The sequence below is a fragment of the Bradyrhizobium genosp. L genome (assembly GCF_015624485.1).
GTDB lineage: Bacteria > Pseudomonadota > Alphaproteobacteria > Rhizobiales > Xanthobacteraceae > Bradyrhizobium.
The window spans coordinates 1,182,527-1,198,822 of the sequence record NZ_CP061378.1 but is presented as its reverse complement, the minus strand read 5'-3'; the positions used below and the strand labels follow the sequence as shown (position 1 = coordinate 1,198,822).

Below are 16,296 nucleotides of genomic sequence, written 5' to 3'. Positions count from 1 at the left end.
TTCAAAGTGCTCTTCTCCGGCTCCGGAAGTAAGACCGCTTAAGTCGGCTCGATTCGTTCAAAGAGTGGCGTCCACTTCCTGGTCGCATTGCCTCTTGCGAATATAACCGGTAATGAATTGTTTGGCGCATTGTATTCTGTTGCTATGCACCATCGAGAGTCGCCATACCCTAGAGGTGCCTTCGGATATAAGTCGTCTCCTACCTTTCGGCAGAATTCCATAAATTTCTCTCCACTCGAGTTCTTCGAGAATATTCGAGACCTTTCGTGAAACGTGGCCTCTCCATTCCTTATTGTCCTATGAGCAAATATCTCTACGCGACCATGAGCATGCTCATGCTCCTCGACTCGACGCTTTCCCTCCTCGCCTGCAATCGCACACACCACGACTATTTGATTATTTCCGTCTAGCAGCCACTCACTGACCCTTTCTACCGGCACGCCCGCAAGACCACCGAATAGCGCATCAATGAATGTACCTCCGCTGCCAACAACGTCATCGAAGCAAACAAGCGTCACATCCCGTTTATGGATTTCAATCGCTTCGGCGAAGCTAACAATTTCCCTTGGCAAGAAGCGAAGATCGTACACTAGGTGATGCTCACTCTTCTGAATTCTCTGAACAGATATCGCCTGCACAGTCTCGTATTTTCGCAGGACGGACTGGTACTGTTCTCTAATGCAATCGACGATGTAGTTTCTGGTGAGAAAGCCGTCAGAGTTCAAATACTTCAGGACATCCATTGCCTCACCGATTAGTCTCGCTCCCCTGAACTGCTCAGCCCATTTCGCTGCGTGCTCGGGCGTAACTTGACGCCCTCGGTAAACCCAGGTGCCACACAGCGTCCTGCAAAGAGACAAAACCTGATCTTCATCAAACGCCGCCGCTATTTGTCGCTGCGCCGGCGGAAATAACCCCACCTCAAAGGCAGCCAACACCCCTCCTCTCATGAACCGACGGGAAGCAACGACATCAAGTCGACCTCCGCAGAACTCCTCAAGTGACTTCAGAGCCAGCGGAACCGCATCGTATACTGCTTCGTTGCGCTGAAATGGTAGGATCAGCAATCCGATGCCAGTCAGTCTATCGTTGGAAATGAGAACGACCCCAGGACCTGCAGCCTCAATCGCTCGGCGAGCATCCCTTTCCGGGGGAGCATGAGTATCGCTACGCACATCCAAGACCAGGCCATCGCGGCTCGGCCCGCCAAGCTCCTTCCAACCCAACAAGAAACCTGGCTCGATTGCGCTTGGATGAATTCGTCGTACCAACGCCTTCGCCACACCGCGAATGTCTTGGTCCGGCAAAGCCCAATCCTTGTCGCACAGCATCAAAACGCCTTGAGTGGCAAGTGCTGGTTCCTGAAGAAGCTGTTCGCTCAACCGTTGATAAAAATGGAGAGCTGCTTCGGCCACTGTGACCATCAGGCAAGCCCCATTTCCAAAAGATCGTCTCTCGCGAAGCGATCGCGCACTGCTTGCAAGCCACCCGTTCGGAAGCGAACGCAAGCTCTATGAAAACTTCCCTTAGAGAGGCCAGAGAACTGATTCGGCTGAATTTTGATGCGTATTCTGTCGAGCCCTTTGATACGGCCCCAGCCGTTAGCCGCATCAACAACCTCAATAGCGAACTCCCTTGGCCGAGCCGCGCCCTCTACGACCTCAATGAGCACTCTCTCATTGTGCCAGTACCACCTTGATGGCTCCGCCTGTCGCGCCTCGCGCAATTGGTTAAACAAGGTTTCAGCTGGTTCGAACTCCCCAAGCTGACATGACAAAGTCGCCTCATCATGTCGATATGGTTCATATTCCTCGACCGAACATGCTTTGAGTAATCGCAACAACTCGCGACGATGGGCAAAATTTAGACGTCCAATTGGATCGTGGAGATAGAGCTTGTAGAGGTATTGGAGAGCACGTCCGGCCCTTAGTTCATGATCTTCAAACGATCCCCGCAACTTTCTCAAAGTTAGCGCGCGCTTTGGGTCTCGAAACGCTTGAGATAGGTCATCTGGGCCAACCACCTCCCGAATTCTGATCATCAATCCCGCCGGACTATCGAAAAACGCCGGGCCAATTGACGACTTCGTACGCGCCGAAAGGCGTTTTGCCAGCGCCAATTGCTCAACTATCAGCCCTCCGACGGACTCCTGTCCGCCGAGATCATCGACATTGCTCCATCGCTTTGTGCTGTGCAACTGCTGGAGAGTGACAAGACAATTATCGGCAACCTCGAAGAGCTCCAACTCCTGGGACACGGCCAAAGGCAAAGAATTCTGGAGGGCCTTTTGAATCGTATCAATTAAATTGAAGTTCGCATGCCCATTGCCCCCATCAAAATTGACGGCTTCTTGCGCAGCATCTATCGAATCCCAAAAGTATTTTAGGGATCGGTTCGCGTATGACTTTGACCCGACAGACAACAACGCTCGTGAGAGCGTCCCGAGCGCCGCGGAGAGCGTTGTTAGCAGACTGCTCCGTCGATCGTTCTGCTCTGGCAAATCAAGTGCCACATCGAGAATCGCCTGAGCCTCGTCGGCCGCAGCTTCGGCCAAGCGAATAGTGGCGGATCTTGGCTCGATCGTGTGCTCTGGCTCAGCTATCGCCTCAATGCATGCTTTTAGGACTTTGATGTAGTAACGCGCATGGTGATGCAGAATAGTCCGACTGCTACTTCGAAGCTCTTTTGGAAACGACGCAAAAATCGCGCGCGCGGCCTTTTGATTTGCGGTATCCACATCAAGCGAGAATGGAGCCGAATAGCTACCAAAACGCTGACCGAGCCGATATGCAAGGTTGTCAGCGAACCACCGATCCTCTTCCTTCGAAGTCAATGTGCTCAGGACCGGCAGCAACGCGCTGTATGGAGCCGTCGCTTGATCAGGGAATAGTACCCTACCAAGCAATACCCCCAGCGCTTGATGGCGTATCGCAACGGCCCAGTCAGATTGATTCGTTGGTGGACGCGTCCATTGACAAAAGACGTCTAGCGCTCGGTCCTCATTCTCCTGAAGCTGCCCAAACAGCGCTGGTCTCAATTCGGCGACTCTGGCGGCGGTCTCGAAGGGCACTGCCAAGCCATAACTCCCAGCCGCAGCGAGGACGCGGACTAGCTCCTTCCCAGATGGAGCATCAATTTCCAGCCATTTTCGATATAGGTATTGCTCCAAGCTCCGTTCATCCCGCACACGATCCTTAACGAAGATATGGAGCCCCACCAAAAACAGCGGTGGCGTGACAATTTCTCCGTGGAACCCCGCCTGAACACCTTTGAAACTCCGATAGTAAGAATGCCACTCGTCGTCGGACGGAAGAGGAACAAGACCGTAGCGAGAACCAAATGCCGAAAGGTGTCGACCTAGGGCTAAAATTTGATTTTCAGTTGCTTCCGATTTTAGATGAAGCGCCGTCGGCAACTCCGCCATTTCGGAGCGACTTCGAGTTAAAGCGCGGACAACATACACCTTGCGCCCGAGTGACTGAAGCTTCGACATCAACCGGGAGCGGTCCGATTGAAGCTCTGCGTCAGCGTCAACAATGATACAGACTGGTAGGGTGCCGTGCCCGCTACCCTTGGCGCTGCGATCGCGTGCAGCAGCCCATGCAGACTGCACCGCAACAACCGCATCAGCCAGCGAATCGGTCGAAAGATCGCGAACGTTTGGTTGGGATATGAAAGTAGGATAGCCAGCGCGGGCAACAGCTAGTGCGAGTTGCCGGAGCAGTGTTGTGCAGCCGCTGCCCGACTCCGCTGCCAACGTGAGAACGTCCACCTGTTGGGACGGATCGCGATCAGCGAAATCGAGGGCCTTAATCGCATCAACCGCAAGGGCGACAGGGTCAACAGAGTTCGCGTCGCCTGCAGTTGTTCCCTCGTTAGCAATTCCACCTCGGTCGTGTGAGATTCCTGCACTCATCAATTGCCAATAACCAACCTCCCAGGTCCCGATTGTACCTGAAAGGAAGTGGTCAAAGTCTTTCTGGGAAACACGAGAGGCCGGGGCCAAGTGCCCTCGACGGAGTAGGGTCCATGAGCCCGCAATAACGTCAAAATCGGCTCCTTCGATTCGCACACCTGATGCGTGTTTCAGGTCAAGTACGTCTACTTTCTCTTGCTCAGAGCATACGCTTAGGGCCTCTCTGACAAAATCGAGCAAAGGGCCCTGCCAAGTCACGAGATTAGTTAGCCCGTCTGCACTCGCTCCTGACAGCAAGCCATGCTGCAGCACGATTATACTTGCCGGCGCGAGGGCGGAGATTAACTCAATATCGCGTCCTAGTTGAAGTGACGCCATGCGCTCTGTCAGGATCAAAATGATCCCATCCCAGCCTTGGATGAGCTGCTTAAGGCCTTCGTTCCAAGCCTGTCGCCTAACCAGCTCTAACCGATCTGAAGTTGTGCTCGATTGAACATCGTAGACTACAATGTATTCCGACTCGTTCCACGCTTGCGGAGCGTCGTCTGGTCGATCGAAGAATAGCGGCTTTCGATTTTTGGCATGTGCAAGGGCCGAGCTGAGAGATGCACGAGATACTGAGCTCCAAATCTTGACCCAAGGGAGGCCTGCAGCTTCATTCAGGATGCCACTTTGAACCGTACCCTCAATCCACAGCGCAACCCTGCGCGAACGAAGGCACCGAAGTAGCGCGTCATCAAGTTCATTCAAGGTTTTTATCATACAACTGCGCTCCTTTGAGAAACTGTCGTTTCCCCTCACTTCTCAATGCAGCATGCCTCCTCACGACGAAGCATCAATGCTCCCGCCGACAACCCGATCTCCTCATCACTTTCTTTCTCCACGAAAGTCGATCCTGCATCATGCCGCGCTGATCGAGCGAAAATGCGTTAGAGGCATTCTCCAAACGCTGTGCTCTTCGATCACCCAAGACGTCGGCGCAGTCTGGTATTGCCAATCATTAAGCATGTCACGGTGGAGAGACAAACATCAAGCGATCAGCGGATGGACAATCGTAGCAATCGATCAGAGACTGGCCCGCAGGGGCTACCTTGGCGTCGTCCAGACGGATGGCCAACGTTCCGTCGGGTTTGGTACCGCCATTTTGGCATGGAGCAGGCGCCCACGGAATCAACTGAATTTATTCCTTGGTTCAGATTCTAAAGACACGTCGCCCGCTCCGCCGCGACGTAGCCGAACAGCAGCCCCAGCCCGAACAGCAACACCAGGCCGGCGGCTGCGAATTCCAGGCCGCGCATGACCAGCATGCCGCCGCCGTCGCGCGCCCCGCTCAGCTTCTCCGCCATGCCTCGCGCCGAGACCGCGACGATGGCAATCGTCGCCACCGTGATCGCAGTACCGAGCCCCATCACGAAGGTCGCGGCGATGCCGGCCCAGAACAGGCCCTGCGCCAGCGCGAACACCAAGACCAGGATCGCGCCCGAGCACGGCCGGATGCCGACGGTCAGGATCGCACCCAGGCCACGCCGCCAGCCGCCGGGGCCGGCGAGCTCGGCCGGTGTCGGCCCGTGCGAATGGCCGCAGTGCTCGTCGTGGACGTGGTGCGGATCGTCGCCGTGATCATGGTCATGGCCATGATCGTGATGATGATGATCGTGCTCGTCATGGGCATGACGATGGTGATGATCAGGCTCATGCGCGGCGTGGTCATGATGATCGTGCGCGGCGTGGGGCGCGCCGGCCATTGCCAGCGCCGGCCGCGGCAGTTGCAGCGCCCGCATGAAGCCGCCGCCCTTGACCCAGACCAGCCGGGCGCCGAACAGCGCGATCAGCGCGTAGCTTGCGATCTCGACCGCCTTCTCCGCCCCGCACATCGTCTTCGCCGTGGCATTGAGCAGCCAGGCGCAGATCCCGACGATCACGACCGCGACCAGCGACTGCATCAGCGCCGAGGCAAACGACAGCACGATGCCGCGCCGCGCGGTCTCGCGATTGGCAACCAGATAGGACGAGATCACCGCCTTGCCGTGGCCGGGCCCGGCGGCGTGGAAGATGCCGTAGGCAAAGGAGATCGCAAGCAGCGTCCAGACCGCCGAGCCGTCCGACTTGGCGGCGCGGATGGTTCCCGACATCTCGCGGTAAAACTCCGACTGCTTGGCCAGGAGCCAGCCGATCACGCCGCCCTGCGGCTCGGGTGCGGTGCGCGGCGCGCCGAACGGATTTTGCGCCAGCAGCGCGTGGAGGGTGCCGTCGAGGATTGCGACAACGGCCAGCACGGCCGCTGACATGGCGAGGCCGCGCGTCATGCGGGAGACGATTGGCGTCATGGGCAGTCCACCGTGATCTTGTTGGCAAACATCATCGCGAAATTGCCGGCGCTGCCGTCGAGGAAGTTCTGCTCGCCGAGCTTCTGCGCGGCAACGGTGCCATCGTTCGGCCGCTGGAACTCCATCTTGCAGTCGGCGGACGCGCCGACCAGCTTGATCGGGTCCTTGTCGGCGTATTGGAAGTCGATGAAGTAGCTCGGGTCGAACACTTCGAGCGAAAGCTGCTTGGCCTTGAACGGGGTCTTCAGCGGCAACGTGAAGTGCAAGGTCAGCGCCGTATCCTTGTATTCGAGGAAATAGTCGACCGGCTCGGTGAATTTCTGCTTCTTGCCGTCGCCCTTGGCGAAGGTGAAGTAGGCGTATTCCTTCAGCGACTCGACATTGGTCTGGGCCAGCGGCGCCAGCTCCTCGCGGCTATAGGCGCCCTTCACCTTGGTCTCGATGCCCTGCAGCGCGTAGGACGAGAACATGTCGTCGAAGGTCCAGGCGTGGCGAACCCCGGTGATGGTGCCGTCAGGCGCATAGATCAGCTCGCTCCGGGCGGTGATCCAGACATGCGGATGGGCTTCCGCCGCCGCCGCGCCGAGCGCTGCAGCCACCAGCACGAAGCAGGCGATCAGGCGGTCCAGCACCGGCCGCACCGTCAAGCCGCCTCGGGCGTCTCGAGCAGCCCGCGACGGCGCAGCAGCGCGTCCGGCTCGGGCTCGCGGCCGCGGAAGGCGACATAGGCCTCCTCGGGGTCGCGCGAGCCGCCCGACGAATAGATGTCGTCGAGCAGCCGCTTGGCGGTGGCGGGATCGAAGATGTCGCCGGCTTCCTCGAACGCGCCGAACGCGTCGGCGTCCATCACCTCCGACCACATGTAGCTGTAATAGCCGGAAGCATAGTGGTCACCGGAGAAGATGTGGCCGAACTGGGTCGGCCGGTGCCGCAGCGAGATTTCCGCGGGCATGCCGATCTTCTCCAGCTCCTGCTTCTCGAAGGCACGGACGTCGCGGCTGGCCGAAGCCGGCTGGGTGTGGAATTCGAGGTCGACCAGCGCCGAGGAGACGAACTCCACGGTGGCAAAGCCCTGGTTGAACTTGCGCGCGGCGAGGAAGCGTTTGAGCAGATCGTCGGGCAGCGGCTCGCCGGTCTGGTAGTGCCGGGCGAAGCGCTGCAGCACCTCCGGCCGCTCCTGCCAATGTTCGTAGAGCTGCGAGGGCAGCTCGACGAAATCGGTGAACACGGAAGTCCCCGATAGCGACGGATAGGTCACATCGGACATCATGCCGTGCAGGCCATGACCGAACTCGTGGAACAGGGTCCGCGCATCGTCCGGCGACAGCAGCGACGGTGCACCGTCGGCGCCCTTGGCGAAGTTGCAGACGTTCAGCACCAGCGGCGCGACGTCGTGGTCGAGCTTCTGCTGGTCGCGCAGCGAGGTCATCCAGGCGCCGGAACGTTTCGAAGGCCGGGCGAAGTAGTCGCCGTAGAACAGCGCCTTGTGCTTGCCGTCGCGCCCCCTGACCTCCCAGACCCGGACGTCCGGATGCCAGACCGGGACGTCCTTGCGCTCGGCGAAGGTGACGCCGAACAGGCGGGTGGCGCAGTCGAAGGCCGCCTCGATCATGTGGTCGAGCACCAGATACGGCTTGATCGCCGCATCGTCGAAATTGGCGCGCCGCTGGCGCAGCTTCTCGGCGTAATAGCGCCAGTCCCACGGCGCCAGCGTGAAATTGCCGCCCTCTTCCGCGATCAGCGCCTGCAGCGCGTCGCGGTCGGCGAGCGCCCGGGCCCGCGCCGGTTTCCAGACCCGCTCCAGCAGGCCGCGCACCGCCTCGGGCGTCTTGGCCATGGAGTCCTCGAGCCGGTAGGCCGCGTAGGTCGGGAAGCCCAGGATCTTGGCGCTCTCCTCGCGGAGCGCGAGGATCTCCACGATGGTCGCGTTGTTGTCGTTGGCGTTGCCATTGTCACCGCGGGCGGTGAATGCCTTGTAGACCTTCTCGCGCAGGTCGCGGCTTTCAGAGCTCTGCAGGAACGGCTCGACCGAGGAGCGCGACAACGTCACGATCGCCTTGCCCGGCTTGCCGCGCTGTTCCGCCGCAGCCTTGGCGGCCGCCACGAAGGTGTCGGAGAGGCCGGCGCGGTCGTCCTCGCCGAGCTCCATCGACCAGTCCTGCTCGTCGCCGAGCAGATGGTGGCTGAAGGAGGTGCCGAGATGGGCGAGACGCTCATTGATCTCGGCCATCCGTGTTTTTGCGGTGTCGTCGAGCCCGGCGCCGGCACGGTGGAAGCGGGTGTAGGTCCGCTCCAGCAGCCGGAGCTGCTCGCCGGTCAGGCCGAGCGAGGCGCGCTTCTCGTGCAGCATGGCGATGCGGCCAAACAGCACGGCGTTCATCATGATCGGATTCCAGTGCCGCGCCATCCGGAGCGACACTTCCTTGTCGATCTCCAGGATCTTGGGGTTGGAGTGCGCCGAGACCAGGTCGTAGAACACGGCCGCGACCTTCGACAAAAGCTTGCCGGAGCGCTCCAGCGCCGTGATGGTGTTGTCGAAGTCGGGCAGCGCCGGATCATGGGTGATCGCGGCGACCTCGGCCGAATGGTCGGCGAAGGCCTGCTCGAAGGCGGGGAGGAAATGCTCCGGCTCGATCTCGGCGAAAGGCGGCGTCTCGAACGGCGTCTGCCACGCTTTGAGGAGGGGGTTGGCCAAATTCTGGACAGCGGCCGGTGCACTGGTTTCTGACATCGAATATCCCGCTTTTTGCCTTCAAAATATGGCCCAATCTATATCACGCGATACGGCATTTTTGGGCCTTTTACGCTTGATAGATGGGCCCTTTTCGGAGACATTGCGCCCCCTGAACAGGACAGTTTTCATGACCATGCAGCCCACCACGTCCGCCAACCGCACCATCGCCTGGCCGAGCGTCGTCACCGTGCTCTCGGCAGCGATCCTGATCGGCGCGGAGGTGTTCGGCGCGGCGTTCGCCGGCGGCTGGGCGCTCGCAATCCTGTTCGGGCTCGACGACACCGGCGCGCACATCCTGCAGGCGGTGCTGTTCGGCATCGGCGTCCTGATCATGATCGCCTTCGTCCGCGCAGCTCAGCGCGTCGAGCCGTTCACGCGTCGCGCGTGACGGCAGCGATTCAAGATAGCGCTGCGGCACAGGGCTAAAACGCACACGCTTCGTTAGGCAATCTTAACAGCCGTTCATCTTCTCGACGTTCTCACACGTGCTGCGCGCGAGATCGCAAGCACGCGTTAGGGAAATTTGTCGCGATCGCAAAAAAAATCTTGCGAAGCCAATTCAAAAGACTTATTTCCTGCCTTGCCCAATTTCGCACGTGCCTGTGGTCGTGTGTCAGTCGGTAGGTATCCGGACAAGAGGCCGGACAGCCGCCAAGGGGTGGAAGAACCGAGGGTCGCTTACGTCCATCAGGACACGAGGCGGCCAGCCTCCCTCTCCAGGGATGCCGTTGAAGGTCTCACCACTCTTTGCAACCGTGACTGGCAGCCGGAGGCGAACCGGCGCACCCCGCTCTCAACGGGGGACGCGACTTAAAGCAACGACGGATCGGGCTTTTTTGGTCTCTACCGGCAGTCCAACGCCGGCGCGGGCTACTGAAAAGGCTTGTCCTTCATTGCCAGGTGTGCGGGCGGGAAACTCTCCCAACCAATCCACGGCAGCACAGTCTGGTCTGAGTTTTTTGGCCTCAACGCGCCTCCATCGCGCGATGTGGCCGGAGCGCTCTCACCCGACGTCACGTTGATACGGATCCCGTCGCTGGGACCGGGAGAGTGCTATGACCGAACGTATCCAGGAATTCCTGCGTCACCGCCGCAGCGAAGGTCTCGACACCGAGCCGTGCCTCGTCGTCGACCTCGAGGTCGTGCGCGACAACTACCAGACCTTCGCGAAGGCGCTGCCGGACAGCCGCGTGTTCTACGCGGTGAAGGCCAACCCGGCGCCCGAAGTGCTGTCGCTGCTGGCTTCGCTCGGCTCCTGCTTCGACACCGCGACCGTCGCGGAGATCGAAATGGCGCTGGCCGCCGGCGCGACGCCGGACCGCATCTCGTTTGGCAACACGATCAAGAAGGAGCGCGACATCGCGCGCGCCTTCGCGCTCGGCATTCGGCTGTTCGCGGTCGATTGCGCTGCCGAGGTCGAAAAGATCGCCCGCGCCGCCCCCGGCGCCAAGGTGTTCTGCCGCATCCTCTATGACTGCGCCGGCGCCGAGTGGCCGCTGTCGCGCAAGTTCGGCTGCGACCCGGAGATGGCGGTCGACGTGCTCGACCTCGCCAAGCGCCTTGGGCTGGAGCCGTGCGGCATCTCGTTCCATGTCGGCTCGCAGCAGCGCAAGGTGAAGGCGTGGGACCGCGCGCTCGCGATGGCCTCGACCGTGTTCCGGGACTGCGCCGAGCGCGGCATCAACCTCACCATGGTCAACATGGGCGGTGGATTCCCGACCAAGTACCTCAAGGACGTTCCTCCGGTCCTGCAATATGGCCGGTCGATCTTCCGCGCGCTGCGCAAGCATTTCGGCAACCAGATCCCGGAGACGATCATCGAGCCGGGCCGCGGCATGGTCGGCAATGCCGGGATCATCGAGACCGAGGTGGTCTTGATCTCGCGCAAGAGCGACGAGGACGAGGTGCGCTGGGTCTATCTCGATATCGGCAAGTTCGGCGGCCTCGCCGAGACGATGGACGAGTCGATCCGCTACGCCATCCGCACCCCGCATGACGGGGCGGACATGACGCCGTGCGTGCTCGCAGGCCCGACCTGCGACAGCGCCGACGTGATGTACGAGAAGCTGCCGTATCCGCTCCCGGTGACGCTCGAGATCGGCGACAAGCTGCTGATCGAAGGCACCGGCGCCTATACGTCGACCTACTCGTCGGTGGCGTTCAACGGCATTCCGCCGCTGCGCACCTACCACATCTGAACTGCCTCCGATCTGAGGCCTGACTGAACCGGGAGCCGGCCCCGCCGGCTCCTTCCCGATCATTTTTGATTCTCTGAACGACGCTTGCCGCGGCGCTCGACATGCCGTTGCAAGCGAGGACTGACGTGCCATGACTGCAAAACGGAACACCCCCGTTGCCCTCATCCGAAATGCCGCTCCGTTCGTGATCCGCGCGGAGCGAGCCTCGGACGTCGTCGCGCGTGAAGCGCTGCTGGATGCCTGCTTTGGCGACAACCGCCATGCGCGCACCTGCCAGCGCCTGCGCGACGGACGCGCGCCCGCCGAAGGCCTGAGCCTTGCGGCCGTGCGCCAGGACGGCCGGCTGGTTGGAACCGTGCGGTTGTGGCACGTCAGCGCGGGGGGCCGCAGCGCGCTGATGCTGGGGCCGCTGGCTGTCGATGACGACAGCCGCGGCCTCGGCGTCGGCGCCGCCCTCATGCAGCGCGCACTCGGTGTCGCCGAGTCGCGCGGCCATGGCGCGGTGATCCTGCTTGGCGATGCGCCGTATTACGCCCGCTATGGCTTCTCGGCCGCCAAGACCGGCGAGCTGTCGCTGCCCGGCGCGTTCGAGCGCGAGCGGCTGCTCGGCCTCGAACTCGTCGAAGGCGCGCTGGACGGTGCCTGGGGCATGATCATGCCGACCGGCAGGCTCGCCAAAGCGAAGGCAGCCCGCATCCGGAAGGCACCCCTTACCGTGCCCCACGCGGCGTAGGGGCGGCGCCATGTCGGAGAACCTTCCTGCCATCGATGGCGCACGCCCGCGTTGGCGCGGCCTCGTCACCACGATCATGCTGCTGCTGATCTCGGTCATGATCGTCAGGGACATCCTGATGCGGCGCTGGACCGGCACGCCGCCGTCCCCGCCGGACGCCACCCAGCACTCCCGCTGACGCAAGCCGTCAGGATTGGAATCCGAGGGGTTGCACGGGCGTCAAGAATGCCCGTAAACCCCTCCGCAAAGCCCTTTCTCAGTCGAGGTCCGAACATGTCCCGCCGCCTGATCTCCACCGGCGCTCCCCTTGAGAAGACCGTCGGCTACAGCCGTGCCGTCATCGACGGCGATTTCGCCTTCGTCGCCGGAACCACCGGCTACGATTACGCGACCATGACGATGCCATCGGATGTCACGAGCCAGTCACGGAACTGCTTCAAGACCATCGAGGCGGCCCTCAAGGAGGGCGGCTTCGCGATGGCCGATATCGTCCGCGCGACCTATTACGTCACCAACACCAACGACATCGATGCCCACTTCGCCGTCTGCGGCGAGGTTCTCGGTGACATCAGGCCGGCTGCGACGTTGCTGGTCGTCACCGCGCTCGCCAAACCCGAGATGAAGGTCGAGATCGAAGTCACCGCCAAGCGCCGCAGCGCCTGATCCACTCTAACGACCCGCCGTCCGGCGCTCTCCTGGAGATAATTGATGAGCCCCTCCTCGCAGATCCTCGCGAAAATCACCGGTCCCATCGTCATGGTCGGCTTCGGCTCGATCGGCAAAGGCACCTTGCCGATGATCGAGCGGCATCTCGACTACGACAAGTCGCGCGTCACCGTGATCGATCCCAAGGACGAGGGCCGCAAGGCGCATTGTGAGAAGCACAATGTCAGGTTCATCCAGAAGGCCGTGACCAAGGACAATTACCGCGAATTGCTGACCCCGCTGCTCACCGAAGGCGGCGGCCAGGGTTTTTGCGTCAACCTGTCGGTCGATACCGGCTCGACCGACATCATGGAGCTCTGCAACGAAGTTGGCGCGCTTTATATCGACACCGTCAACGAACCCTGGCTCGGCTTCTATTTCGATGCGTCGAAGGGCCCGGAAGCGCGCTCCAACTACGCGCTGCGCGAAGTGACGCTGGCCGCCAAGAAGGCGCGCCCTGCCGGCTCGACCACGGCCGTCTCCTGCTGCGGCGCCAATCCCGGCATGGTCTCGTTCTTCGTCAAGCAGGCGCTGCTCAATGTCGCCGCCGATCTGAAGCTCAATGCCCCCAAGCCGAAGACCAAGGCCGAATGGGCGGACTTGATGCGGCAGGCCGGCATCAAGGGCATCCACATCGCCGAGCGCGACACCCAGCGTTCCAAGACGCCGAAAGAGCCTGATGTCTTCGTCAACACCTGGTCGGTGGAAGGCTTCCTGTCGGAGGGCGTGCAGCCGTCCGAGCTCGGATGGGGCACCCATGAGAAATGGATGCCCGAGAATGCCCATACCCACGAAGCCGGCTGCGGTGCCGCCATCTATCTGATGCAGCCCGGCGCCAACACGCGGGTGCGCACCTGGTGCCCGACCCGCGGCGCGCAGTACGGCTTCCTGGTCACGCACAACGAGTCGATCTCGATCTCCGATTACTTCACGGTGCGTGATTCATCCGGCAAGGCAGTCTATCGGCCGACCTGCCATTATGCCTATCATCCGGCCGACGATGCCGTGCTGTCGCTGCATGAAATGTTCGGCCGCGCCGCGAAGATGCAGGAGAAGCATCACATCCTCGACGAGAACGAAATCGTCGACGGCATCGACGAGCTCGGCGTGCTCTTGTTCGGCCATGACAACAATGCCTACTGGTACGGCTCGCAGCTCTCCATCGAGGAGACCCGCCAACTCGCGCCCTATCAGAACGCCACCGGCCTGCAGGTGACTTCCGCCGTGCTCGGCGGCATGGTGTGGGCGCTGGAGAACCCGAACGAAGGCATCGTCGAAGCCGACGAGATGGATTTCGATCGCCTGCTGGAAATCCAGCTGCCGTATCTTGGCCCGGTCAAGGGCTACTACACCGACTGGACCCCGCTGACGGATCGTCCGGGGCTGTTTCCGGAGGACATCGACACGTCGGATCCGTGGCAGTTCAAGAACATCCTGGTGCGGTAAGGGGCCCTCCGGCAAAAACCTCGAAAACAACCCCATGCACAGTGGCCGGCGCGCGCGTCGTTCCGGGATGGCCCGGAGGGCCGGGCCCGGAATCCATTTCGCAATGGAACAGGTGGCTTGATGGATTCCGGGCTCGCGCCAAGGAGGCGCGCCCCGGAATGACGGCAGCTATTTGGCCATGTAGTCGAACGCCACCGAGCCGAGGCCGAGCGTCAGGTCGGCCTTGTAGTGCAGCGCCGAGATCACCTCGCGCACCGGCAGGCGGGCGACGTCGCACAGCGCGTGCGGAAACAGGCCGAGCGCGGCGGGGCCGGTCCAGGCCTCCTTCAGCACGATGTCGTCGAGATGAAACCGCACCAGCTCGCAGATCCGCGGGCTGCCGTCGACATGCGGGATGATCTTGAGGATGAAGTTCGGCGCCTTCATCGCGCCGACCAGCGTGTCGTGGTCGACCTTGCGGTATTTGTAGCCCATCGTGGCGGAAGCGCAGAGCACCGAGCCGTAATGCAGCGAGCCGACCAGCGTGTCGCTCTCGACCGCGATCTTCGGCCGCGCCAGCTTCTTCGGGAAGCCCCACAGCTCGCGGCCGCCGGCGATCGGCGCCTCGTCGTCGAGATACATCGCATGCGTATAGGCGCCCTCCTCGCCCCTGAAGCGGACCGGGATCACCTGGCCGGTTTCGGTGTAATCGCCGAAGCCGGTGGAGTCGGGCATGCGGATGAACTCGTATTTCACGATGGGCTCGGTCACCTCGAGCGGCTCCGGCACCACGGCGGCGAGCGCTTCCAGGTCGGTCCGGTAGGTGATGATGAAATACTCGCGGTCGAAGAATCGATAGGGCCCAGGCGGGAATGACGGGTTGGTGAGCGGCATCGAATAGGCGGTGCGCCGGACGTCCTCGATCTTCATGAAAGCCCCATCTGTCGTTTGGCGTGACGGCCAATTATGGAGCGAGGTGACGGCGGAGGCGAGAGCGTAGTTTCGGCAGCGATCGTCAAATGCGCGTCACAATGCCCGCAAGGGGCTACTTCTTCTGCTGGATCGGCGGCGCGGTCTTCTCGGCGGGCGCCGGCGGCAGCACCGGCTTGGCACCGGCCTTCTGCGCATCGGCATCGGGCACCGCGGGCTCCGGCGCCGGCGTGGTCGGACGCGCGCCACCGGGCTTCGATTCCGCCGGCGGCGCGGTCTTCTGCGCATCCGGTGACGATTGCAGCGGCTGGGTGGCCTGCGCCACCTGCTGCTCCGGCTCGGCGGAGATCTCGTGCAGCGAGAGACCGATCAGCGAGACGCCTGCCACCAGCAGGAGAGCGGCGATCAGCATGTCGCCTCGCATTCGCTTGATGTCGTCCGCTGCCATCTCGTTCACCCGCGCATTGTCCGTGAGGTCAACGATCCGGCGGCGGCATGGTTCCGAGACGTCCGGCCGCGGGAACTCAGGCTCAATCGGTGGTGCTGACCTCCCAGGTCGCATGGCGCACGCCGGGCTGGTGCTGCAGATCGACCACCACGGCGTTCAGCTCGTTGGGCTCGACCGCGGTCGAGACCAGCGTCGCCACGATCTCGAGGAATTCGTCACCGGCTTCGACCACGTCGACATCGGCGACCGGATAGTTCGCCGCCTCGAGCTTCTCGACCAGGAGGTCGCGCATGTCGGGCAGCGCTTCGGGCGTGACGGCGAGCTTGAAGTAGTAGGTTGCTTCCGACGCCTTCTCGTTCAGCGGGATGCGGTTGATGGCATTGACCAGCGGCCGCAGCAGCGTGTTGCCGGCGATCACGAACACGGTCAGCGCCGCCGCCTGCGCCACCATGTCGGCGCCGGCGCAGGAGCCGACCGCGGCCGAGGCCCACAAGGTCGCCGCGGTGTTGAGGCCGCGCACATCCATGCCCTGCTTCATGATGACGCCGGCACCGAGGAAGCCGATGCCGGAGACCACATAGGCGATCACCCGCACCGCGCCGTCGGCGCCGGCCAGATGCATCGCCAGATCGACGAAGGCCGCAGCCCCGACCGCGACCAGCACGTTGGTACGCAGCCCGGCGGTGCGCTGGCGATACTGGCGCTCGGCGCCGATCAGCGTGCCCAGCACGAAGGCCGAAAACAGGCTGACCAGCGTGTCGAAGAAATCGGCGAGCTGGAACGTGGTGAGAAAGCGCATGGGATGCCAGCTTCTTCTTTTGACGCGTTTTCCTTACGCGAACCGGTACCCACTTCGCTCGAAAACGCCATGCATGCAGCG

The 16,296-nt window shown here is 61.8% G+C and carries 14 protein-coding genes; 6 read left to right on the top strand and 8 right to left on the bottom strand.

The annotated features are described in order from the left end of the window. Nucleotides 1-38: 38 nt before the first annotated feature. From IC762_RS05550 to IC762_RS05530, 5 genes are all read right to left on the bottom strand, one after another. Nucleotides 39-1,424: a phosphoribosyltransferase-like protein gene (locus IC762_RS05550; protein WP_195787618.1), complete on the bottom strand. Its 1,386-nt coding sequence runs from the start codon at nucleotides 1,422-1,424 to the stop codon at nucleotides 39-41. After that, nucleotides 1,424-4,666 (bottom strand): hypothetical protein, encoded by a 3,243-nt coding sequence (locus IC762_RS05545; protein ID WP_195787617.1) that lies wholly within the window; start codon nucleotides 4,664-4,666, stop codon nucleotides 1,424-1,426. The genes IC762_RS05550 and IC762_RS05545 overlap by 1 nt, the downstream gene beginning before the upstream one ends. A 449-nt stretch (nucleotides 4,667-5,115) precedes the next feature. Beyond that, a complete protein-coding gene (locus IC762_RS05540; RefSeq protein WP_195787616.1) occupies nucleotides 5,116-6,243 on the bottom strand; it encodes a nickel/cobalt transporter in 1,128 nt (375 codons plus the stop codon). Beyond that, entirely contained in the window at nucleotides 6,240-6,890 is a 651-nt protein-coding gene (locus tag IC762_RS05535; RefSeq protein ID WP_433995875.1) for a DUF1007 family protein, read from the bottom strand. Before IC762_RS05535 ends, IC762_RS05540 begins: the two co-directional genes overlap by 4 nt. Continuing rightward, entirely contained in the window at nucleotides 6,887-8,974 is a 2,088-nt protein-coding gene (locus IC762_RS05530; protein WP_195787615.1) for a M3 family metallopeptidase, read from the bottom strand. The genes IC762_RS05535 and IC762_RS05530 overlap by 4 nt, the downstream gene beginning before the upstream one ends. 130 nt (nucleotides 8,975-9,104) lie before the next feature. Here IC762_RS05530 and IC762_RS05525 point away from each other — a divergent pair, with 130 nt between their 5' ends. From IC762_RS05525 to IC762_RS05500, 6 genes are all read left to right on the top strand, one after another. Continuing rightward, on the top strand, nucleotides 9,105-9,365 hold the full coding sequence (locus tag IC762_RS05525) for a hypothetical protein (protein WP_195787614.1): 261 nt from the start codon (nucleotides 9,105-9,107) through the stop codon (nucleotides 9,363-9,365). 667 nt (nucleotides 9,366-10,032) lie between these two features. Further along, on the top strand, nucleotides 10,033-11,175 hold the full coding sequence (locus IC762_RS05520) for a type III PLP-dependent enzyme (protein WP_195787613.1): 1,143 nt from the start codon (nucleotides 10,033-10,035) through the stop codon (nucleotides 11,173-11,175). Nucleotides 11,176-11,305: 130 nt separating this feature from the next. Next, on the top strand, nucleotides 11,306-11,908 hold the full coding sequence (locus IC762_RS05515; protein WP_195787612.1) for a GNAT family N-acetyltransferase: 603 nt from the start codon (nucleotides 11,306-11,308) through the stop codon (nucleotides 11,906-11,908). A gap of 10 nt (nucleotides 11,909-11,918) precedes the next feature. Further along, nucleotides 11,919-12,086, top strand: coding sequence for a hypothetical protein (locus IC762_RS05510; protein ID WP_195787611.1), 168 nt, complete (start codon nucleotides 11,919-11,921; stop codon nucleotides 12,084-12,086). Nucleotides 12,087-12,181: 95 nt separating this feature from the next. Continuing rightward, nucleotides 12,182-12,571, top strand: coding sequence for a RidA family protein (locus IC762_RS05505; protein WP_195787610.1), 390 nt, complete (start codon nucleotides 12,182-12,184; stop codon nucleotides 12,569-12,571). Nucleotides 12,572-12,616: 45 nt separating this feature from the next. Further along, entirely contained in the window at nucleotides 12,617-14,059 is a 1,443-nt protein-coding gene (locus IC762_RS05500) for a homospermidine synthase (RefSeq protein ID WP_195787609.1), read from the top strand. Nucleotides 14,060-14,227: 168 nt separating this feature from the next. Here the strand turns inward: IC762_RS05500 and IC762_RS05495 are convergent, their stop codons facing one another. From IC762_RS05495 to IC762_RS05485, 3 genes are all read right to left on the bottom strand, one after another. After that, nucleotides 14,228-14,968: an acetoacetate decarboxylase gene (locus tag IC762_RS05495; RefSeq protein WP_195787608.1), complete on the bottom strand. Its 741-nt coding sequence runs from the start codon at nucleotides 14,966-14,968 to the stop codon at nucleotides 14,228-14,230. 115 nt (nucleotides 14,969-15,083) lie between these two features. Next, nucleotides 15,084-15,416 carry a hypothetical protein gene (locus IC762_RS05490; RefSeq protein ID WP_195787607.1) on the bottom strand — a complete coding sequence of 111 codons (333 nt, stop codon included), beginning with the start codon at nucleotides 15,414-15,416 and terminating at the stop codon, nucleotides 15,084-15,086. Nucleotides 15,417-15,498: 82 nt separating this feature from the next. Beyond that, nucleotides 15,499-16,215, bottom strand: coding sequence for an MgtC/SapB family protein (locus tag IC762_RS05485; RefSeq protein ID WP_195787606.1), 717 nt, complete (start codon nucleotides 16,213-16,215; stop codon nucleotides 15,499-15,501). Between the last annotated feature and the right edge of the window lie 81 nt (nucleotides 16,216-16,296).